The sequence below is a fragment of the Gammaproteobacteria bacterium genome, from assembly GCA_029884425.1.
Classification (GTDB): Bacteria; Pseudomonadota; Gammaproteobacteria; order S012-40; family S012-40; genus JAOUHV01.
Genome location: JAOUHV010000052.1, coordinates 1 through 20,653, shown reverse-complemented (window position 1 = coordinate 20,653; position 20,653 = coordinate 1). Strand labels below are relative to the sequence as shown.

Sequence of the window (20,653 nt, the reverse complement as noted above, 5' to 3'; positions counted from 1 at the left end):
CCCATACTAAAAACTGCACGCGGAAGAGCCCTGTTCACCGTAAGCTGGTTTCTCATGGGAACCCGACCACATACCGACCTAGATCAACTGCGTTGTCACATCACGGAGGTGCGTCATGCTCATGCTTGATTTCAGGGATTTTGCCTGGTGGTATTGGCTGGTATCAACCATCAGCCTGTGGTTTACCCTCACAACCACACCAGAGGCCTACAGCCTAACCATCGCCATTGGTGGATTACAGTTACTGCATTTTGCACTGCGTGAACAAAGCTTGCGCTCCTTTCCCGTGCAAATTCGTCTGGGCTATTTGTCCGTATTGCTGATTGCGATGCCCGATGGATTTCAGTGGGTACTGTGGATTCCAGCAGTAGGCACTTTGATTCGCGTACTGATTGGCTACTGCATCATGGCTCGAATATTAATGTTGATGCCTTTTAATCGTCAAAATCCACTGTCATTGCGTTTTGTCAAAGACGCATTTTTAACCCAGCCAGTGCGCGGCAACATCTTGCACGGACTGGCACTGACACAAACCCGGTAATCCGAAATTTGAACATTCTGATTGATTTACAAACAAACTCAACAAACAACTAGCAACAGGAGAACCTCATGAATACGACTACCGCGTCAAAAGCATCATCCATCACAATCCCAGACTTCAACCTGATCAAGCAACGTCAACAAGCAACGTGGTCGTCTGGAAACTACGCCAATGTTGGCAGCAGATTACAAATCGTTGGAGAATTACTTGCTGAAGCAACAGACATCCGCGCTGGCGAAAAAATCATTGACGTTGCCGCCGGAAATGGCAATGCCACTCTCGCTGCCGCACGCCGTTTTGCGCAGGTAACATCGACAGACTATGTTTCGTCATTGCTTGAGAAAGGAGCCAAGCGAGCCAGCGCAAATGAATTTGATGTTCAATTTAAAGTTGCCGACGCCGAAAATCTGCCATTTGAGAACAGCGAATTTGATGTTGCACTTTCCACCTTTGGTGTAATGTTCACACCACAGCAGGATAAGGCGGCCAACGAATTACTGCGCGTCATTGGCAGCGGCGGCCGCATCGGCCTAGCAAACTGGACTCCCGAAGGATTTCTCGGAGATTTATTCCGCATCATTGGACGATACGCACCACCGCCCGCTGGCGTACAATCCCCCATGCTATGGGGTAGTGAACCGCGAATCGTAGAGCTTTTTGGCGCATCTGCGTCAAACATTCAATGCATTCGTCGCCATTACAACTTTCGTTTTCTTTCTGCAACACATTGGATCGATGTTTTCCGCAATTATTACGGACCAATCCACAAAACATTTGGTTCCCTTGACGCCAGCAAGCAAGAGCTACTGACCAACGATTTGACCGCACTGCTTGAAAAACACAATATCGGTGGTAGCGGCTCGTTGGTTGTTCCAAGCGAGTACCTGGAAGTGGTGATCACCAAAAAGTAGTTTTGTGGCATGCCTTATTTTTTCCCGGCACGAACTCTGCAGCATTTATATCGCAGCAGCAGTAAAGTGTTCTCGCGAGAGAACCCGACACCACTGAACCTCCTCCTCCCAGTGGTTCAGTGATCTCGGAGCAGTAAAGGCATTGCCCTCCCAAGCAACTTTACGCCAGCCCTTCGGGCTGGCGTCTTTTTATCCGCAATATTGTCTCCCATTTCCAAAACACGATAGACTGACCCAAAGACGTCATGGAGAGCCTTATGTCACGGAAAATCACCTTGTTGCTGGCCACACTGATCAGCCTGAGCGGCCACCACACGGCCTTTGCCGAAGAAGCCCCCAACCACAGTCTGGGGTTGAGTGCTGGCTGGGTTGGCGGCAGTGGTGTCAGCTACCGGCACTATATTGATGACAGCTTTGTGCAGACCAATGCCATCGCCACCATGAACAAGGATGAATACCGTGAGCACTTTGAATTAGCCATCAGCTATGGCCAATTCCTGAGTCATCACCAGTTCGACGATGCATTCGCCCCCATCGCCAGCAAATTTCTGCTAGGCATCCAGGCCGTGCATGATGCCCAGCCCAATGACACCAACAATGGCATGCAAACCAGTCGCGAAATTTACTCGGGCTTGGGACTTGGCCTGGACATTATCAATCCACGCAGACGCGGCATGGTGATTTCGCTGGATCTGTATTACGCCGCCAAGTGGATAGGTTTTAGCTCGCCGGAATTAACCCAACTGGAATTCCTGCCTAACGCCGCCATTCGTTACAACTTCTGAGGCGACCATGAAAAAGCTGCTTGTTCTGCTCGCCTCGCTGCAACTGATTGGCTGCGCGTCCATGTTTAACAATAAGGTTCAGCCGGTAATGGTGCAGACTGAAGATAGCGTCAAAATCCAGGCCCGCATTGATACCCCGGAGCGTAGTTACAACACCCGGGTACCCGCGATGATACTCTCTGAACCGTCCAGCTTTGACCAACTGGTCGTACAACTCACCGATCCCTGTTTTCCCAAAAATCGCTATGTAGCCAGAAAAACGGTAGACAGTAGTTACTTTGCCAATTTGCTCAATGGTCATGGTTTTTACATTGATTACCTGAACGGCAATATGTGGAACTATGACTCGCAACTGTATATTCCGCTGGGCAACCAGGATCGCCTCAACGACTGCACGAGCGACAGTCCAGAACAGCAAGTCAGTGATAACTCTGCCCCAATCGGCGTGAATACCGCAAAACTGCTCAACCATGCGCTGTATCTTGGTTTCGTTGTCAGCCAGGAGTCGTCCTCCATTGATGGCGGAAAACTTGGCTACCAGCGCCACCTCAACTCACGCATGTTTATCGATTTTCAGTCCGGTTCCACCAACAACGATCGCAGTTTTTGGGAGCCAGAAATCTTCGTCTCCAAACAAACGCTTGCGCTGTCCATTAACTATTACCCCTGGCAAACCACCACTCTCTACCTGGGGGCCGGCCTGGCGCAAGAAAAAATTCAGGCAGAGTATGATCCTGCCGACTGGCTCGCGCCGACAGAAACCATTTACCGCGAGCAGCACACGCCTGCGTTTATCAACATCGGTTGGCACAACGCCCGCAACAATCGCTTTTTCGTGAACGTCTACACCGCCATTGATCTGGAGGACTTTCAACTGAGCAGTTACAGCCGCAACCCGCGCGGCAGTAGTCGCTGGGATAACCTGCCCGCCGACAAAAAACGTGACGCATTGGCGCAGTTGGAACAAATCCGACGTTACACCCATGCCGGCTTTGACTTCGGCTTCCGCTTCTAGCGCTGGCCATGCCGGCGATTTCTCGCTAGACTATAACCAAGTACTTTGCTTGGTTATAGTATGAATCCGTTCTCCTCCCTGCGTCTGCAGCACAGCTACACCCAGTTGCCCGAGCATTTCTACGCCCGCCAGCCCATCAGCCCGCTGCGCGATGTGCGACTGGCCAGTTTTAACCCGCAGGCTGCAGCGCTGCTGGGACTGGCACCTGAGGTTGATGCCGACGAATTGATTGCCGGCTTCAATGGCCAGACCAGCCTGAATGCCGACGCGCCCATTGCCTGCCTGTATGCCGGCCACCAGTTTGGTCACTACGTGCAGCAACTGGGTGATGGCCGTGCGCTGCTGTTGGGCGAGCATCACCATCCCGAACACGGCGTCTGGGAACTGCAACTGAAGGGCGGCGGTGCCACCCCGTTTTCGCGCATGGGCGATGGCCGCGCCGTGCTGCGCTCCACTATTCGTGAATACCTGTGCAGCGAAGCCATGCATGGTCTGGGCATTCCCACCACCCGCGCACTGGCAATGTTCGACAGCGAAACCCCGGTGATTCGCGAACAGGTCGAACGCGGCGCACTGCTGGTCCGCATGGCGCCAAGCCACGTGCGGTTTGGCTCGTTTCAGGTGTTTTATTATCGCGATCAACATGACGATCTGAAATTGCTCGCCGACTACGTCATCGATCGCCACTATGCCGAACTGCGCGACGCCGCCAATCCCTATCTCGCGCTGCTGCAAACGGTGGTTGAACGCACCGCCAAACTCATCGCCCAATGGCAGGCGGTTGGTTTTGCTCACGGCGTGATGAACACCGACAACATGTCGATTTTGGGACTAACGCTGGACTATGGGCCGTTCGGATTTCTCGACGAATACGAGCCCGGTTTTATCTGCAATCATTCCGATCACACCGGACGCTATGCCTTCGATCAGCAACCCAACATCGGTGCCTGGAACTGCAGCGCACTGGCGCAAGCACTGTTGCCGTTGATGGAGCTGGACGATGCCAAAGCCGCACTCAGTCAGTTTGCTCCCAGTTTCGAAAACGCATATGCGCAACTAATGCTGCAAAAACTCGGGCTGCGCGAACGCAATCCACAAAACAGCGCACTGGTCGACGAACTGCTGAAAATCATGGCTGACAATCAACGCGACTACAGCGATTTTTTCCACCAACTGAGCACATTTGACAGCAGTGCACCGCAGCATGCCCTGCGCGATACTTTTTTAAATCGTGAACAGTTTGATGCCTGGGCCAAGAATTATCAGGCAGCACTGCAGCAGGAAAACAGCGTGGATGCCGAACGCGCCACACGCATGCGTCAGGTAAATCCCAAATTTGTGCTGCGCAATTATCTGGCGCAACAGGCGATTGAAAAAGCAGAAATGGGCGACTATTCACAAATCAACGAACTGTTGCAGGTGTTGCAGTCGCCGTTTGCCGAACACGAAGAATTTAATCAGTTTGCGCAATTGCCGCCGGACTGGGCGCGCAAAATTTCGGTGAGCTGTTCGTCATGAATGCGGAACTGGATACTGAAAGTATCCAGCGCCAACACTAATCCCGCTGCTGGATGCGCATCAGCACCTGCAAAAACGCCTGCACGCTGTCAATGCTGGCCGCTTCATCCATGGTGTGATAGCCGGTGGTAGGCACCTGCAGGGTGGTGCCATGCACCAGTCCCTTGGACGCCACCGTGATACGTCCCATCTCGGTACTGCCCAGCGACTGAGCTGCCTGTTTCTGGCGGACGGCCTCGGCATTTTTCGCCGCAATGTACTCGTCCTTAAAACTGTAGCGAACACCAATTTCTTCGCATAACCTCTGCAGTTTTTCCGTGGTCTGCAAATTAAACTCGGCGTTGGCGTCGCGCCGACGCAGCACCACCTGCTGCTTGTCGGCGGTGTCGATATCGGGATAGGGACTGGTATCGACCACGATCAACTGGTTGGTGGAGCCACCAAAACGGCGGAACCATTCCAGCAGATAGCGCCAGCTTTTACCGGCTTCTTCCTGGGCAGTAAAAAATGCCGTGCCCTGAAAACCCAGACTGAACAAATGCACCAGACAGGCCGCCGTCAACACGTTGTCCAACTGCCCCAGCAAACGACCATTATTCACCCGCAGGCGATCCGAAAACGCCACCGGCGTGCCTGCCACCAGATGTTCCAGCGCCTTGAGTTCAAAAATCAGGTTGTTGCGGAATTCACAAATGTAGGCGCGCCGAATCTCGCCCGCGCCGCGATAGGCCCCGGACCAGGGCTCATAGGCCATGACCGGCACGCCGGAAAACCGATCCGCCACCTTGTTCATCAATTCTTCCGAGACCGAATTGCCCAACAGATCGGAACGACTGCCGGCAACAAACGCGGCGTACTGGAATTCATTGGGGCCGGTGCAAATCAGCCCGTGGCGGTCGATGTGGGCAGAAAACATCGCCGAATGCGGGTCATTGCCCTGCGCTACCAGCAGGCCCTCATACCAGGTCACCCTGGCACCGCGCTCTTCCAGGGCCCGTTGCAGCACCCGAAAAAAGGAATGTTCCGCCCCCACCACGCAGGGGTGACGAATCAACTCTTTGAGCAAATCTATAAAACCATCGAACTGCATGCACTATTCCACCCTAGGACTGCGGCGAATTATGGGCCGAGAATGGCAGCAGGCAAAGTGTTTTTTGCAGGCAGGGAGTGCTCAGTGACGGTACAGCTTGTCCAGTTGCGCCTGGTTGTACACCAGTTGATACAGGTTGTGCAGCAGCATGTAATCCAGGCCGTTGTAATCGCCCAGCAGCCACGGTTTGGTGGTTTCATTATCTTCCGGCCACACCAGCCGAGATGTCGACGACCAGGCGCAGACGTTGTACTGATCACCATAGTTAAACGTCCCGTACTCCGGCGCAGCATTAAGCAAACCACCGTACACCGTCGGGTCAATGCGCAAATCCGTACCGTGCAATACCACAAACAGCAACGGCATTTGCTCATAGCGATAGCGGTTGCGCGACAGCACTTCGTGTTCTAGTTTCCACAGCGGCCCGCCAAAGCTGAACAACCCCACCGCGTAATTGGCTCTGGCAATGGTCGATAAAATTCGCTGGTTATAGTTGTCACTTTTGCCCAGCAGTGCCAGTCGAAACAAAGGCTGCGCCAAACGCGATGTCAGGTTGTGCATGTTCGGATAGGTTTCATCGCCTGCATCATGCGGAACCAGCAGAGCGTTCGCTGCCTCGGCAAATCCCCAACTGAAAACGTGTTGCGCATCCCATTCAGCGCCACGCAATACCGGTTTGCCAAACACCGGATTCTGAATTTGCCAGTTACTGTGATCGCGCATGTACGACACAATGCGAAACACGGTTTTTCTCACCCACCGCCGCATGTCCACCACTTCGCCATCAATGCCGCCTTTAAACGGCACCAGTTTTTCCACCAGCGCCAACCCCATCAACAAATGCCACACCTGATCCTGACTCATTTCTGTCGCGTAGTAACCGGGCAAATCGCCGGCAGGCTTGGTCAGGTCAGACAACACCGACGTTGCCAAATCGATGGGATTGCGATGCAGAAAATTCGCATCGATATCATCACGAATAAAAAAACCGTTGAAGTCACCTTCGTGTTCGCTACGGTCGGCGCGAAAATACGCTTCACCACGTCTATCCAGCCGGTCGATGACGCGCAGCGCCCACAACAGTTCACGCAGGCTCATCATCGCTGCCGCTTCATCACGCCCATTCAGCAATGCGTATTCAGTTGCCAGCATGCTGATGTATTGCGCCAGCATGATAGGCGCATCGCTCCACTGCAGCATGGAACCACGCCGAATACTGGCCGGCAGATTACTGCCTGGTTCATCTTTATCGCTGAGGAAAATAAACTCATTACGCAGCCGCTGACGGTAAAACCAATATTTTTCCAGATTGGCGGCATCATTGTTGACGGCATCAACTTCGACAATACATGCCTTTTGCGCGGGATGATCGCCAGCCCCCGCCGCGTGGGCAAGCATGGGGAAAACGCAGACAAAAAAAGGCAGCAGCAGTTTCAGCTTCATGATTATGAAAAAGCAATGCTGATGCCAGTGACCTCGCAAAAACAACAACCGTTAAGTGAAAAAATTACCCCACTGCGAGAGCCGCGTCATTTTATTGGTGTACATCGCCATATTGCTGACACCACTCAACGCTATCCCAAAACCACACTGCCTACCCGAAATAAATGTTTACAAAACAACGATCACAATGACTCATGTCGACCAACAAAAATGACGACTAACTAATCATCCGCCTGGAATCATACGATGAGCCAACCTAGCCCCATTCTCCCAGCCAAATCTCAGGGATTTACCTTGATTGAAATGGCCATGGTGCTGGTCATTGTCGGCATTCTGCTGTCCATGACATTACCCATAGTGCGTGGCATGGTTCAAAACAGTAAGCACAATGCCGAACGAAATATTCTCGAAGAAACCCGTTCCGCCCTGATCGGCTATGCCTTTATTCACGGAGGCTTTCCTGATCCATTGGCCAATGATGTTGTGCCGGCAGGCCAACTGGGCGTGCGCGCCACCGGGCCTTACGCCAAACCATTTCTCTACGACGTCAACAGCAATCTGCTAGCCAGCACAACGGGCGGTGACATTGGCACTTTCTGCGCCGCAGTACATGCAGAACAAACCGCAAGTGCCGAGCCCATGACATGGCATGGCACTGACTTTAGTAATCCAGTGAACAGCTCTCCCCAAGCATTTGTATTGGTTTCGCAAGGCGCCAACTACCGCACTGATCGTGAGAATAAACCGCTTGGCGATGGTACTTTGACCGATCGTATCTATGAAAATTCTGCCACCGCAGAGGCCAATAATTACGATGATGCCGTAGCTAGCTACTCACTTGTTCAGTTAAAAAACGATTGCCTGAAGATAGCTGCGCCGCCCGTAGTCACCACCACATGCGCAGCAGTAGGCGATGCACGCTGCGCCGAGTTTACCAACAAAACTGGACAGAATGTTTATTACGCCGTAGGCAAGGACTGGAATGCCACCCTAGGACGCTGCGAGCTGCTGGCCGATGACGGTTACGTTGATCTGGGTATGTGGGACAAGGACCAGAAACTGTTTGTAGTTACTGCTCTCGAAAAGGACAATAAATCGGGTAACTGGAAATGTGACGACAAAATGGTGATTGTAGAAAAACGATTAAAAGACATCGACAGTAGCGCTGACCCTGACCTGATGGCAACCGCAGTTTGCCAGTCCATAGTCAAGGACAGTTGCGCCCTCTACTAACAACTTTCATGACAGAAAAACACACAAAAGGATTTACCCTCATCGAGTTGGCAGTCGTGTTGCTGATCATCGGCTTTCTGATCAACCTGATACTGCCCATGGCACGCAATCTGATGAACATGGGCAAACAGTCCGGCGAAAAATTGCTGGTACAACAGGCCAAGGTTTCACTGATGAATTACGCCAAACGCTTTGGTGGATTTCCCGAACCACTTCCTGGCAACAAATTCCCTGCACAACTGCTTGGCTATGATGCCACCTCGGTGTTTGGTGGCAGCCTCTTCTACGATATCAACAGTGCGTACACAATAACCACTACGGGTGGTAATTTTGAAAACCTATGCAAGGCACCTATCACCGACTCACCAGCCGGTCTGCCCGGCGTATGGAGTGACAACAGCTACAGCAATCCATCGTTAAGCGGCCCGGCGATATTTGTCGTTTTTTCTGCCGGAGCCGATCGTGTAGCCAGTGGACAAAATACCCCCGTGGGCACCGCAGGTGACCGGCGCTATGAAAACAGCGCCAAGACGCAGGACACACAATACGACGATATCGTAGAGAATTACTCTCCCAGCAACTTGTGTCAGCTATGCATGCAAACCGGATTCGCTTGTCACGCCCCGGTGCCTTGATATTTTTTTTGGATGAAATTGGCAGCGCTGGAAAGCCTATTTCAGGCTTTCCAGATGTTGCTCGATTCTACGCAGTTGGGAACTATAGGCACGTTTGCCACTCGCCTGGAAAAGAAATTCACTGTATGAAAGCCGGGCATCATTAATTCGCCCCAACGCCTCATACGAAAATGCCAGGTTCAAATGCGCTTCGGGAATCGAGTAGTCGATGGTCAATGCTTCCTTGAACGCGTCCACAGAGGCAGCGAAATTTCCTTTTTCCTGGGCAACGATTCCCTGCTGAATCCGGATAAAAGGCGAACTGGAATTGAGCTTCGCTGCCTGTGCAAAATATTGTTCTGCTGTATCCAGGTCTCTCAGTCCCAATCTGGCAGAGCCTGCCCAGAACCATCCTTCCCAAAGGCGACTATCTCCATCAATCAGCGGCTTTAATGTCGTAGCTGCGCGTTGATACTCCCCTTGCTCCACCAACTTGCTACCACTCGCAACCAGATCATATTGCTGCTGTTCGCTCAGCGCGGTTGATGTTTCAGCCGAAACCGACACCGACAGATCAGCGATAGATTGCGTGCGGTATGCTTCCATTCGGTCTTTTACTTCTGCAACCGTGGTTTCAAACGGAACAATACCCAGTGACTGAAAAATGGAAGACTTTATTCGACGATTATCATTGGGCTTCACCACGGTATAAAAAGACGACTCGCCTCTGTACCGCCCAGGAATAACGAATACATCATCATGCAATGCTTCCATCTTTTTGGCAGTTCGGGAAGCGTGTGATGAAAAAGTGCTGGTCATAACGATGTAAACGGTTTCAGCATTGTCGAGCGACTTGAATTCACCAACCCACACAGGGATCGCTGCTGCCACACCACGCTCTGCATGAACCACACTACCACGATTCAATCCTTGCGCAGGCTTATCCAGCGAACGAGAGTCCGTTGCCACATTGCTGCTGGCTACAGGCAGAGGTACGGCTTCTTCAATTCCTGTTACTTGCGTGGATGCAGCACTAGCGACCACCACCTTATCAGCATTACTACCTTGCTTGCTTGATGAAATCTCCGCAGGGGAAATTCCTACCTGGATAACGCTTTTGATCGGTGTATCACTCTCGGAACGTGTTGATCTTTGTGGTGCCAGACCTGACGTTGCAGGTTCCTCAATTAAACGCTGTTGAGGCATGGCCACCGAAGATAGCGCGCTGGTGCTCACATATTGATCGGCGTAATAATACACACCGCCATTTATCACAATCACCGCGCCGGCCAACGTAATATAAAAACCCTTGCTGAGTCTGAATTTGCGTTTTTTTGCCACAGGTGCGTACGGGAACGGCGAAACAACCGCACTCGGAGACTTTGCCGTGCTGACTTTTTTAAGCACTGGGGATTGAGCCACCGCCGAATCGTCCGGGAGGTCTTCAAGACGCTCCATGATTGGTTCGGCATCCTGATTTTCAACTTCTTTAAGTGCTTTATGAATAATGCTCATGGGTTCAATCCAGAACAGTCACTTCTTTTATTGATCGATACATGGAAAACAAATCCACGCATTCCTTTTTCATCACATAGGCATCAAGTATGGCTCTCTCACAAACCTGGTTCAGCCGCCGTGGAACTCCTTTGCATGCGATGTGCGCTGCGCGTTTGGCATGATTTGACATGCTCAGACTGCCAAACACACTAGCCTTGGCAATTCGATGATCGATATACCTGGCGCTCTGAGCCATGCTGAATGGTTTAAGTTCATGATGGACTGCAATGCGTTGCAGCAATGGTCTTAGCTCTCTGCTTTTGAGCATGGCTACCATTTCCGGCTGCCCCGACAAAATAACGCTGATCAGTTTTTTCTTTTCCGTTTCCAGATTGGTAAGCAGCCTAATTACCTGCATAACCTCGGGTGACAATTGATGCGCCTCATCAATGATGATCACTGTCTTTCCCCCATCCCTGGCCAGATCAACAACAAATGAATAAATATCTCGATAGAGATCAACAATACTTGTCGCGGAAAACTGTTTCCCGGTCAGATCAAAATAGATCTCCCTCAGCAAGCTGAATGCATCCTGCATGGGATTGAATATATAGGCTGACTTTACACTGTCATCAAAACTTTCCAGCATGGTCCGGCATATCAGCGTCTTCCCCAACCCAACTTCGCCACTCAGCGAACAGATACCGCCACTTTCCACCGTGTATCTGAGACCGGACAGCGCTTGCAGATGAGACTCGCTTTCAAAGAAATAACTGGTGTCAGGCGTGATACTGAAGGGCGTATCCCGCAATCCCATCTGATTAAAGCAAGCACTCAACTGTGTCATAATCTAGCCTACAATCCTTGGCATCAGGAATATCACCAGTTCTTTTCTGACCTTGGTATGGTAGGTTCCACGGAAGAAATATCCTAACAACGGGATGCGACCCAAAAATGGCACAGACCTTTCCGTAGTCACATTTTCATCCTGAATCAAGCCGCCGAGAATAATCATTTCGTTGTGCTTGGCTCTAACCAGGGTGGAGCTTTGTTTGATATCCAGTACTGGCGCAATACTTCCCTGCGATGAAACCACCGTATCGGTAACACGGGTGATAACAGGTGAGACATCCATTAACACCCAATTGTCATTGGATATCTGGGGTGTCAACGACAATACCACCCCTTCAGTCACGGTAGTTGGTATCTCAGTAATAATGATTTCGATATTTCCAGCAGCACCTTGCTGGCGAGTCACTTCCTGCGAAAAGAATGTCCGGTCTGTTCCCACTTTGATCAGTGCCGTCTGGTTATTCATGGTGCGAATTCTGGGCTGTGAAACCACTTTTATTTCGCCCTGCTCGCTCAGAGCGCTGATGATCGCTTTGAAATTCGGATCGGTATACGTCAACCCCGCAGTCGCAGAACGAAGGTTCATCCCACCATTGGCCTGGGTTACGATATTGGTCAGCGCACCGGTTATCTTTTTGGCACTTAACTCTGTCCAGTCTATTCCCATGCTCTGATCATCACGCAGTGAAACTTCGATAATTCTCGTTTCAATTTCCACCTGTTTGTGGAGACCGTTTTTTATATGCTTGATGTAGGATTCAATATTTCTTGTTCGCGCGTACTCATCAGTGATCTGGATAGTCCCAGACAAACGATTAATCGCAACCCTTCCATTTGCCGACAACATCGACCTCAACTGGGTATCTAGTTCGTCCCAGAACGCTACATTATTCTGCTGGGTAAGCTGGGTTGCTGTCGTTCCGCCACCAGAACCACCCGTGGATGAAATTGAGCTACTGCTTGATCCCTGCCCATTTCTAGTCAGGCGGAGATAATCCAGATCAAACGTGACCGTTTTGAATTTTTTGACCTGGATAAGGTTATCGCTCCACTCCCAGTAATATCCGAGCGACCCTAAAATCAAGTCCATGGCTTCATCAAGCGGAACATCATTAAAGCTAACATCAACATTACCAACCACATCTGGTTCAGCATAAATATTCATATTGTAGGTGGCGGCCAACAGCGAAAGCGTTTCCCTAACGGACAACGCCTTAACCTTTAGACTGTACTTCTGCTGGGAAAGACGATCAGGTACTACATTTCGCATTGCCACAAGCGGCATGCGGATGTCGTTAGCAACCGCCGGCAATGATTTCGGATCTTCTTTAGACTTCTGATCAAACAAGCTTTCGATCAATGGATCTGGGTTTTTCGGTTTCATTTCCTCAACTGAATGCTTTTTCTCCTGTCCCGCACATCCAGATAAGGATGTCAGCAGCAGAAGCACCAACACCGCATGCAATCGATATCGATTGACTCCATGATATACCATTGCCACGTCCATCAATTTAACTCCAGATACTGGGATCCATTTGGCCCTGTTAGCTCTACTCTCGCCGGATGTATGGATCTGATGCGATATTCTCCCAACCTGTCTCCGACTTTATGTAAAGCGCCATTTATATGAGCCAGTCTATTTTGTCCATCAATCAAAATGGCATTAACCATATAGATATTGGCCACTTCACCCTTTCCCTTTTCCTCGATTCCATCGGTGTTTTTTGCCAACGAATTCCGCTCTTCAACATACCATGGAAGAAAAGCCTGCATCTTTATCGACATCTGAGGCAGTTGATTCTGTACCAACTGAGTCATAGGCAACCTGATTTCCTTAACCACCATCGGTTCTTCTTTTTCAATACCCATAGTGTGATCAATGAAGAAATAGAGTAAACCCAGCGGAAACATCGCAGCCATAATGTATGGGAAATATATTTTTGCATTGTTCATTTCACATCTCCGGAAAACACATGGCGTCGACCATCAATAGTCAACAGCAGACCCGTATTCTCCTGATCGTTCATAACAACTTCACTGATGCTAAGTTTATTGAGATGAAAGAATTCGTCTTTTTTGTACAAAGAAAAAAGAAACTTATCCATATTCATCACCTGAGCACCCGACAATGTCGCCGAAAAACTCACTGTCTCATAGTTTATTTTTTCAGCAGATAGGGACTCGAATCCACTTTCCATTCCTTGGTAATAATCAAGTCCAGACTGGAATTCTCGTATTGATCTGTCATTTATTCTCAATATTCCTGAGTTTTCTTCATCATTTTCAATCAGCTTATTGGTATAGACATACGAAACCAGACCAATAGAAAGAAGAACTGCCGATAATAATGAGCACACATATACCGGCTTGATAAATTTAGCTCTGACTTCTGACACACTTAAGCCCTCATATTCGTCATTAACTCATACAGCGGACCAAGCAAGGCAATTGCAAAGAATGCAAACATTACCGCCACAATCGCCATAATTAACGGCTCAATCAGTTTGCTGATGCTGTCCACCAGCAGATGCACTCGTTCAAAATAAATATTGGCAAGCCTGGTCAACTGTTTGTCCAATGATCCAGTCTGCTCCCCTATACCCATCATTCGATTAACCAGCGTATCGAAAGTATCATTTGCCCCAAACGCATCCAGCAGTGATTCGCCTGACTTCAGCGAATCTGCTATATCTGACACTCTCGATTGGAAGTAGCTGTTGCTCAGCGATTTATTGATGGTAATTAATGCGGTAGTAATAGGAATACCGGCACTGTACATCAGCGCCATGTACTGAAAATAAAAAGCGAGCTGAGATCCTCGGACAATCTGACCGAAGATCGGCATTTTCCACAGAAATCTATCCGTTAAATATCTGAATTTTGGCAGCCGCCTGGCAAGCGTAAAACAAGACGGTATTGAAACAATTACCAGAACGCAGTACAGCCAGTATGCCGCCATAAACTCTGATATGTTAATCAGGAGCACTGTCGCCGTCGGAAGTTCAACACCCATCGTGTAAAACAGATCAACGATCTTGGGGACAACAAAGGCAGTCCAGAATATAAACCCGCCCAACATTGCAACAAGCGTAAATGCTGGGTATATCATCGCCCTCTTCGTCGTCGACTTTATTGATTCAACCCGTTCTATATGCTCGGCAGCATCCTTCAATGTCCCCTCTAACGATCCACTTTCCTCACCAATACTGGCCAGCGTAGAAATGGCGCTTGGAATCACGCCTGTTTTTTCCATTGCCTGGGAAATCATGAAGCCATCCAAAAGATATCCTTGCAAATCCAGCATGGCTTTTTTGAAGGCGGGGCGTTTGGATGCTGCGGCAAGATCTCCCAGTGCAGACTGCACATCCAGACCACTACCAACATACATGGAAAGATAGTTGCACAGCTCTATCAATTCTTCAGCCGTCAACTTGGGTCTGGCCAAGTCTATGAGAGGAGTAATGATGTCAGGAATTTTAAAATAGGACACTGGATCAATATGGCGATTGGCCAAATCTTCAAGAAAGACATCCTCATTCACAAAGAATTCAGTGTGCCTCTTGTTTCGGCCATCATCATCAAGTGTGGTATAAAAAAAGTAGGACATAGGCTACGCCGCATCCTTGGCATTTCCCTTGTCGACGTCCCTATCCTGCTTTTCCTCCTTGACGACACGATTTACCTCATCCAGATCAGTAATACCTTTCAAAGCCATTTCAATGGCTGCCTCGCGAAGCGTAATCATCCCTGCCGTTTGTGCAATTCTTCTGATTTCTATGGGCGAGGCATCATCGTCAATCGCATCTTTGATTAGATCATCAATTTCAATTACCTCACAGACCGCAGCACGCCCCAGGTAACCTGTCCCCCTGCAGTGATCACAACCTTTATGCACGAATACGGATCGCCCCACGATCCTTTCTGGCACATCAATATCTCCCAGCTTGTATACATGTGCTTCCTTACAATGGGGACAGAGTCGACGAACCAGTCGCTGAGCAATCACACAGCTCAAAGTAGATGCCAGCATAAAATTACCAACACCCAAATCCCGTAAGCGTGCAATCGCACCTGCCGCATCGTTGGTGTGCAGAGTGGAGAGCACCAGGTGCCCTGTTTGCGCAGCCCTGACACCCAGCGTAGCAGTTTCTTCGTCACGAATTTCACCCACCAAAATAACGTCCGGGTCCTGACGTAAAAAACTTTTAATCGCTGACGCGAAAGTAATGCCAGCTTTTACGTTAACCGGAACCTGACGTATCAGCGGCATTTGAAACTCAACCGGATCTTCAACAGTCATTACGTTATTTTCCATGGCATTAACCTTGCGCAGCAGACCATACAGACTGGTTGACTTTCCTGAGCCAGTTGGCCCCGTACAAAGAATCATCCCATACGGAGATTTAACCGCCCGGGATATCACCTCAAGCTGCGCCGGAAGATACCCAAGCTCCTCCAGTGAACGAATTTCATCACCCGAAGCAAGAATACGGATTACCAGATTTTCGCCTTTAGAGGTTGGTATACAGGAAACACGCATGTCATATTTTTGCTGCAGGAATTCAAACGTCATACGTCCATCCTGTGGACGTTTCATTTCAGCAATATCCATTTGCGATTCAACCTTAAAGGTCGAAATAAGACGCTGATGCATGTTTGGTGGCAATGAATATTTCAGATGAAGAACACCATCAATTCGATAGGAAACTAGCGTTGCGAATGCGGCCGATGTCAGATGTAGATCTGATGCCCCAGTCTCTACTGCGGTACTCACCAGCAATTCCATCACCTTTTCTGCCTGAAATGGTTTTCCTGCCAATACATCCGTAACGACCTTTTGCATTTCTTGCTCAATCGGATGCTCAGCCAGGTAGTAAATTTGCTCTATCATCCTGATCAATTTTGCGCGTGGCGCAGTAAACAGATCAAAACTCATGGCGGTATAGCGCGATATTTTTTCCAATCCATTTTCATCAAATGGATCGGCCACAGCCAACTGAAGTCGATTCGCCTTGATAGAAACTGGCAAAATTTCGTGTTTGCTCGAAAAATTATATGGTAGTTGACTCAGCGCCAGAGGATCGGGTGCCACCCCATCCAGTGATTCGAATCCTATCTTTGCCTGCTTGGCGAGTATTCTTGCTATTTCACCATCAGTTACAAAGTTTAATTTCAAAAGGGTATCACCTAACCTTTCCTTGGTTGCCTTTTGCACACGCAGGGCATACTGAATCATTCCTTCAGTAATGACTCCTTCTTCTTTTAGCATGTCCCCTATTTTTTTTGCCATGAGTGCTATCCCTTGAGAAAATCTTTGGCATCAACCTCAAGTACAGCGGTAAATATCGCCTTACCGACAGCTCCTTCCTCGCCTGGTTCAAAGCTCATTATTGGCGACTCAAATTTCCCTTTGGCCCCCAGCCTTGTCACCATGTTCACAAACTGATCATGAGATCGCTCATAGGTAGACTCGATACGTGCAGAAACCGCCACCAGATATTTTCCTGGCTCATACTCTGGGGCGGATGATCGCCCTCCGGCTTTAATCGTTTTCCGCTCTACCTTCAAACTGGTCAGAACCACATTTTTTGGCGTATTGCTACTTATCCAGCCAATCAACACATCCAGCCTGATCTCTTGCTCTCTACCTTTGTACTCATCCAAATGGGAAGCCAGATTTTTTATTTGCTTATCACCAGGGTATTCCAGCACAAGTTGGTTATACTTTGTTCTTTGCGATTCAATCGTCGATTGGTATACAGCCATCGCTTCCTTGTGCTGAACATATTGCATTCCCGATACTGCGAACAGAACCAATGATACGGCGACCGATGCCACCAACGCGGGGATAGCCATTTTGTATGAAACAACCTGATGATGGTAATCCTCAGGCATGAAATCGTATTGCGGATATACGAAAGCCAACCCCGCCAGCTCTGGCTTTTCTATAACCACCCGGGAATCAATCCCTGCTGAAAATCGAAATTGACCAATAATTTTTTCGTATAATTTTTCGCCGTTTCTCAAGTCATTTAAGAACGCGATAGTGTCATCCGAATTGGATGCCTGATTGGACACCCAATCTATCACCTTGCCTAAACATATGGTTTCTACCGCCTCCATGCCATAAACCACCTTGGCCGTATTGACAATATTTTCCCTCAACGCATTTATATCAATCAGATTTTGCTTTTCATCGTCTCCCATTCCAGACAACAGGCCCTGTTCCTCAAGAGCTTTGCTTTTCTTCTGTAATACATTCCCGTCCTTCACCAAAAGCGCCACCAGCTTTTCGCCATCGGACCACAATGCAACCAAAGGGACTTCGGAAACCTCTCTCAGCAATGAACCGATCGCAGTTTCATACATGGCCAATCTGGAGTAAGGTTTTTCTTGTATATCCAACTCACGGATAACATCATCCAAATCCTGTTTTGCCACTGCTGCTATGGCTACCTTGGCATCCTTCTTTCCCTGATCAACCATCCTGATTTTCAGCTCGAACTTCTCATCATATATCTGCTCTGATTCGATATATTTTTTTGCTCTCTGTTTAGCAGCAGCACCATTTTTAGCCACCAGAGACACCTGTTCCAAATGGCTTCCTTTTGCAAAGAAGCCAAAACGAACCGTTTCACCAAACGTCAACGACATCTCTTTTCTGGACTGTCTTCCATGTTTTAAGATTTTCCCTGCTCTGACATGAAGATACTCGAGCACAGTTTTATCCCCGTTGTATATTTCATCAACGGGAAGTATCGTTAGCAGGTTTTTCTTCCAAAATTGATTCCATTGCATGAGACTTTCCTCAATTTCAAATAGAGACAATCCCTGTCTCAACATCTGCATTCATTAAGGAAGGGTACGATCGTAAAAATAAACCAGCGCTACGGGAGTACTATCAGCAGTGGACAACGGCCATGTTCCACCATTGATACCACTATCCAATTGATCCCAGCGACGAACTCGCCCTGACTTTCCATTCTCTGCACCATCAGTAGCCACATCTATCATCTTTGCCATCCACGACGGAATGCCGTAAGCCACAATTGCATTTGCTGTAGCCCCGGTTGCAGTGTCCCTGGTATAGCCAATGTTGTATGCTCCATCAAGCACATGCTTTCCTAGAGAAGCATTAGTCGTTGATCTTGGCGCCACACCCGCTGCGCGCAGATCGGCAAATGCGGTGTCCTGATTTTCGACAGGCGATGTCGCTTCACAAGATATTGCCGATGGATCTGTTGCTACTGCATTCAGGGCAGTGGCAACACTGTTATTTGGCAATGTAAATCCTACATTCCCATCCAGATTACAATCTCCGGGCCAGCGACCTTTTCGATCGTAATAATTCAGCATCATGGTCTCCATGGAGTGGATATCACTTTGCACTTTCTTCACTTTAGAACTATTAATCAGTTCTTGACCTTTCAGAACAGCCCCAAGGATGATCCCGATAATCACCAAAACAACCGCCAGTTCTATCAGTGTAAATCCAGACTGGTTTGATTTACGTTCATTGCCCATATTGAAAATTCCCTGTATTTAAGTAATCACGCATTACTTATCGACACACTAACAACTATAATTTCCTGAATAATACAAACGTAAAGTCAAACATTTACATTTATCAAACAATCTCATATTTCTCTATTATCTGATCTCGACAGCGCCTCATCCTTGGTTACTACACCTTGCTTAACCAGATTAACCATGCTCTGCTCCAGCGTTTGCATCCCATGTTGATGACCAACTTGCATTGCAGAATTTATTTGGGGTATTTTGTTTTCACGGATTAAATTTCTGATGGCCGGGTTTGAGATCAATATTTCATGCGCAGCTACGCGACCCCCTTCTTTTTTCTTCAGCAAAATCTGTGAAATAACCGCGCGCAGCGACTCTGCCAGCATGGTTCTAACCATGGCCTGCTCTGCAGCAGGAAACACGTCAATAATTCGATCTATGGTTTTTGCTGCAGAGCTGGTGTGCAAAGTGCCAAACACAAGATGGCCTGTTTCTGCTGCGGTCAACGCCAAGCCGATGGTTTCTGGATCTCGCATTTCTCCCACCAAAATGACATCCGGATCTTCGCGTAGCGCGCCACGAAGTGCATTGGCAAATGACTGAGTATCGCGATGAACCTCGCGTTGGTTAATTAATGATTTTTTACTTTTATATACAAACTCGATCGGGTCTTCGATGGTGAGAACATGTTCAGCTCTGGTTTCGTTGATGTAATCGATCATGGCGGCAAGCGTTGTCGACTTACCTGAACCTGTCGGCCCCGTTACCAACACCAATCCACGTGGAGTTTGTGCAATTCGCTTAAATATCTCTGGACAGCCCAACTGTTCCAGCGTGGCAATTTGGGAAGGGATAACCCGGATAACTGCACCAGCCCCCCTTGATTGCTGAAATAAGTTCACCCGAAAACGCGCTATTCCCGGCAATTCCGTAGAAAAATCACTTTCTTTCGTTAATTCATAATCAGCCTGCTGCTTCTCCGTCATCACTGAATATGCCATCGCCAGCACCTGTTCATGTGAAACGACATCCTCCATTGCTTCACGAACATCTCCATCAATGCGTAACATCGGCGGCATTCCCGCTGACAAATGCAGATCTGATGCGCGTCTTTCCACACTCAAAGTAAGCAAGTCTTCCAATCGCATTTTTTTCACCGTCCATTCTGCTGACCTCAGTCTTGTACGGCGGTTTTGTGTAGTCGATTTAGCTTGATCGTTTTACGGATTCTTTTTTTGCGGACAAAAAAAAACCGGCACATGGCCGGTTTTTTCTGTTTGATGCAGAATGTTACATGATGGATTTTAATGTACTACCCAACTCCGCTGGATTTTTGGTGGTTGCCACCCCTGCGGCATGCAATGCAGCGAATTTCTCGTCCGCTGTACCCTTGCCTCCGGCAATGATCGCACCGGCATGGCCCATGCGTTTGCCCTTGGGGGCCGTCACACCGGCAATGTAGGCCACCACGGGTTTGGTAACATTGGCCTTGATGTAGGCAGCCGCTTCTTCTTCAGCATTGCCGCCAATCTCGCCCACCATCACGATGGCCTCGGTCTTCGGGTCGTTCTGGAACAACTCCAGCGCATCGATGAACGTCGTGCCGGGAATGGGATCGCCACCAATACCGATA

General features: G+C 48.9%; 20 protein-coding genes. 7 read left to right on the top strand and 13 right to left on the bottom strand.

All coding sequences use genetic code 11. The annotated features are described in order from the left end of the window. The first annotated feature begins 115 nt into the window (after positions 1-115). From OEW58_12065 to OEW58_12045, 5 genes are all read left to right on the top strand, one after another. Positions 116-541, top strand: a complete 426-nt coding sequence (locus tag OEW58_12065; protein ID MDH5302087.1) for a hypothetical protein — start codon at positions 116-118, stop codon at positions 539-541. A 68-nt stretch (positions 542-609) separates the two neighbouring features. Next, complete coding sequence (locus tag OEW58_12060; protein ID MDH5302086.1) at positions 610-1,452, top strand: methyltransferase domain-containing protein; 843 nt, start codon at positions 610-612, stop codon at positions 1,450-1,452. A 257-nt stretch (positions 1,453-1,709) separates the two neighbouring features. Next, entirely contained in the window at positions 1,710-2,237 is a 528-nt protein-coding gene (locus tag OEW58_12055) for a hypothetical protein (protein ID MDH5302085.1), read from the top strand. 7 nt (positions 2,238-2,244) lie between these two features. Beyond that, positions 2,245-3,252, top strand: a complete 1,008-nt coding sequence (locus tag OEW58_12050; GenBank protein ID MDH5302084.1) for a hypothetical protein — start codon at positions 2,245-2,247, stop codon at positions 3,250-3,252. 60 nt (positions 3,253-3,312) lie between these two features. Next, positions 3,313-4,770, top strand: coding sequence for a YdiU family protein (locus OEW58_12045; protein ID MDH5302083.1), 1,458 nt, complete (start codon positions 3,313-3,315; stop codon positions 4,768-4,770). 37 nt (positions 4,771-4,807) lie between these two features. On the opposite strand, the gene OEW58_12040 is transcribed toward OEW58_12045, so the two are convergent. Next, the gene (locus OEW58_12040) at positions 4,808-5,860 is read right to left on the bottom strand and encodes a peptidase M42 (protein ID MDH5302082.1); all 1,053 of its coding nucleotides are present in this window, start codon (positions 5,858-5,860) and stop codon (positions 4,808-4,810) included. A gap of 81 nt (positions 5,861-5,941) precedes the next feature. After that, a complete protein-coding gene (locus OEW58_12035; GenBank protein MDH5302081.1) occupies positions 5,942-7,303 on the bottom strand; it encodes a hypothetical protein in 1,362 nt (453 codons plus the stop codon). A gap of 246 nt (positions 7,304-7,549) precedes the next feature. Here OEW58_12035 and OEW58_12030 point away from each other — a divergent pair, with 246 nt between their 5' ends. Both OEW58_12030 and OEW58_12025 read left to right on the top strand, forming a co-directional pair. Then, on the top strand, positions 7,550-8,536 hold the full coding sequence (locus OEW58_12030) for a type II secretion system GspH family protein (GenBank protein MDH5302080.1): 987 nt from the start codon (positions 7,550-7,552) through the stop codon (positions 8,534-8,536). 8 nt (positions 8,537-8,544) lie between these two features. Continuing rightward, positions 8,545-9,171, top strand: a complete 627-nt coding sequence (locus OEW58_12025; GenBank protein ID MDH5302079.1) for a prepilin-type N-terminal cleavage/methylation domain-containing protein — start codon at positions 8,545-8,547, stop codon at positions 9,169-9,171. Positions 9,172-9,207: 36 nt separating this feature from the next. Here OEW58_12025 and OEW58_12020 read toward each other — a convergent pair whose 3' ends face one another. The 11 genes from OEW58_12020 to OEW58_11970 all read right to left on the bottom strand — a co-directional run. Further along, the gene (locus tag OEW58_12020; protein ID MDH5302078.1) at positions 9,208-10,665 is read right to left on the bottom strand and encodes a tetratricopeptide repeat protein; all 1,458 of its coding nucleotides are present in this window, start codon (positions 10,663-10,665) and stop codon (positions 9,208-9,210) included. Between the two features lie 4 nt (positions 10,666-10,669). Then, positions 10,670-11,494, bottom strand: a complete 825-nt coding sequence (locus OEW58_12015; GenBank protein MDH5302077.1) for an AAA family ATPase — start codon at positions 11,492-11,494, stop codon at positions 10,670-10,672. A gap of 3 nt (positions 11,495-11,497) precedes the next feature. Then, on the bottom strand, positions 11,498-13,006 hold the full coding sequence (locus tag OEW58_12010) for a hypothetical protein (GenBank protein MDH5302076.1): 1,509 nt from the start codon (positions 13,004-13,006) through the stop codon (positions 11,498-11,500). Then, on the bottom strand, positions 13,006-13,452 hold the full coding sequence (locus tag OEW58_12005) for a hypothetical protein (GenBank protein ID MDH5302075.1): 447 nt from the start codon (positions 13,450-13,452) through the stop codon (positions 13,006-13,008). The genes OEW58_12010 and OEW58_12005 overlap by 1 nt, the downstream gene beginning before the upstream one ends. Further along, entirely contained in the window at positions 13,449-13,895 is a 447-nt protein-coding gene (locus OEW58_12000) for a hypothetical protein (protein MDH5302074.1), read from the bottom strand. Before OEW58_12000 ends, OEW58_12005 begins: the two co-directional genes overlap by 4 nt. 2 nt (positions 13,896-13,897) lie before the next feature. Next, positions 13,898-15,106 carry a type II secretion system F family protein gene (locus OEW58_11995; GenBank protein MDH5302073.1) on the bottom strand — a complete coding sequence of 403 codons (1,209 nt, stop codon included), beginning with the start codon at positions 15,104-15,106 and terminating at the stop codon, positions 13,898-13,900. 3 nt (positions 15,107-15,109) lie between these two features. Beyond that, positions 15,110-16,789: an ATPase, T2SS/T4P/T4SS family gene (locus tag OEW58_11990; protein MDH5302072.1), complete on the bottom strand. Its 1,680-nt coding sequence runs from the start codon at positions 16,787-16,789 to the stop codon at positions 15,110-15,112. 5 nt (positions 16,790-16,794) lie between these two features. Further along, positions 16,795-18,297, bottom strand: coding sequence for a hypothetical protein (locus OEW58_11985; protein ID MDH5302071.1), 1,503 nt, complete (start codon positions 18,295-18,297; stop codon positions 16,795-16,797). A gap of 54 nt (positions 18,298-18,351) precedes the next feature. Continuing rightward, positions 18,352-19,023: a prepilin-type N-terminal cleavage/methylation domain-containing protein gene (locus tag OEW58_11980; protein ID MDH5302070.1), complete on the bottom strand. Its 672-nt coding sequence runs from the start codon at positions 19,021-19,023 to the stop codon at positions 18,352-18,354. 113 nt (positions 19,024-19,136) lie between these two features. After that, positions 19,137-20,168: a type IV pilus twitching motility protein PilT gene (locus tag OEW58_11975; GenBank protein ID MDH5302069.1), complete on the bottom strand. Its 1,032-nt coding sequence runs from the start codon at positions 20,166-20,168 to the stop codon at positions 19,137-19,139. Between the two features lie 142 nt (positions 20,169-20,310). Further along, positions 20,311-20,653: succinate--CoA ligase subunit alpha (locus tag OEW58_11970; protein ID MDH5302068.1), on the bottom strand; the 343-nt coding region annotated here is incomplete at its 5' end.

Coding starts and splice junctions, on each gene's coding strand:
- OEW58_12065 (MDH5302087.1), top strand. CDS start 116: ATGCTCATGCTTGATTTCAGGGATTTTGCCTGGTGGTATTGGCTGGTA.
- OEW58_12060 (MDH5302086.1), top strand. CDS start 610: ATGAATACGACTACCGCGTCAAAAGCATCATCCATCACAATCCCAGAC.
- OEW58_12055 (MDH5302085.1), top strand. CDS start 1,710: ATGTCACGGAAAATCACCTTGTTGCTGGCCACACTGATCAGCCTGAGC.
- OEW58_12050 (MDH5302084.1), top strand. CDS start 2,245: ATGAAAAAGCTGCTTGTTCTGCTCGCCTCGCTGCAACTGATTGGCTGC.
- OEW58_12045 (MDH5302083.1), top strand. CDS start 3,313: ATGAATCCGTTCTCCTCCCTGCGTCTGCAGCACAGCTACACCCAGTTG.
- OEW58_12040 (MDH5302082.1), bottom strand. CDS start 5,860: ATGCAGTTCGATGGTTTTATAGATTTGCTCAAAGAGTTGATTCGTCAC.
- OEW58_12035 (MDH5302081.1), bottom strand. CDS start 7,303: ATGAAGCTGAAACTGCTGCTGCCTTTTTTTGTCTGCGTTTTCCCCATG.
- OEW58_12030 (MDH5302080.1), top strand. CDS start 7,550: ATGAGCCAACCTAGCCCCATTCTCCCAGCCAAATCTCAGGGATTTACC.
- OEW58_12025 (MDH5302079.1), top strand. CDS start 8,545: ATGACAGAAAAACACACAAAAGGATTTACCCTCATCGAGTTGGCAGTC.
- OEW58_12020 (MDH5302078.1), bottom strand. CDS start 10,665: ATGAGCATTATTCATAAAGCACTTAAAGAAGTTGAAAATCAGGATGCC.
- OEW58_12015 (MDH5302077.1), bottom strand. CDS start 11,494: ATGACACAGTTGAGTGCTTGCTTTAATCAGATGGGATTGCGGGATACG.
- OEW58_12010 (MDH5302076.1), bottom strand. CDS start 13,006: ATGGACGTGGCAATGGTATATCATGGAGTCAATCGATATCGATTGCAT.
- OEW58_12005 (MDH5302075.1), bottom strand. CDS start 13,452: ATGAACAATGCAAAAATATATTTCCCATACATTATGGCTGCGATGTTT.
- OEW58_11995 (MDH5302073.1), bottom strand. CDS start 15,106: ATGTCCTACTTTTTTTATACCACACTTGATGATGATGGCCGAAACAAG.
- OEW58_11990 (MDH5302072.1), bottom strand. CDS start 16,789: ATGGCAAAAAAAATAGGGGACATGCTAAAAGAAGAAGGAGTCATTACT.
- OEW58_11985 (MDH5302071.1), bottom strand. CDS start 18,297: ATGCAATGGAATCAATTTTGGAAGAAAAACCTGCTAACGATACTTCCC.
- OEW58_11980 (MDH5302070.1), bottom strand. CDS start 19,023: ATGGGCAATGAACGTAAATCAAACCAGTCTGGATTTACACTGATAGAA.
- OEW58_11975 (MDH5302069.1), bottom strand. CDS start 20,168: ATGCGATTGGAAGACTTGCTTACTTTGAGTGTGGAAAGACGCGCATCA.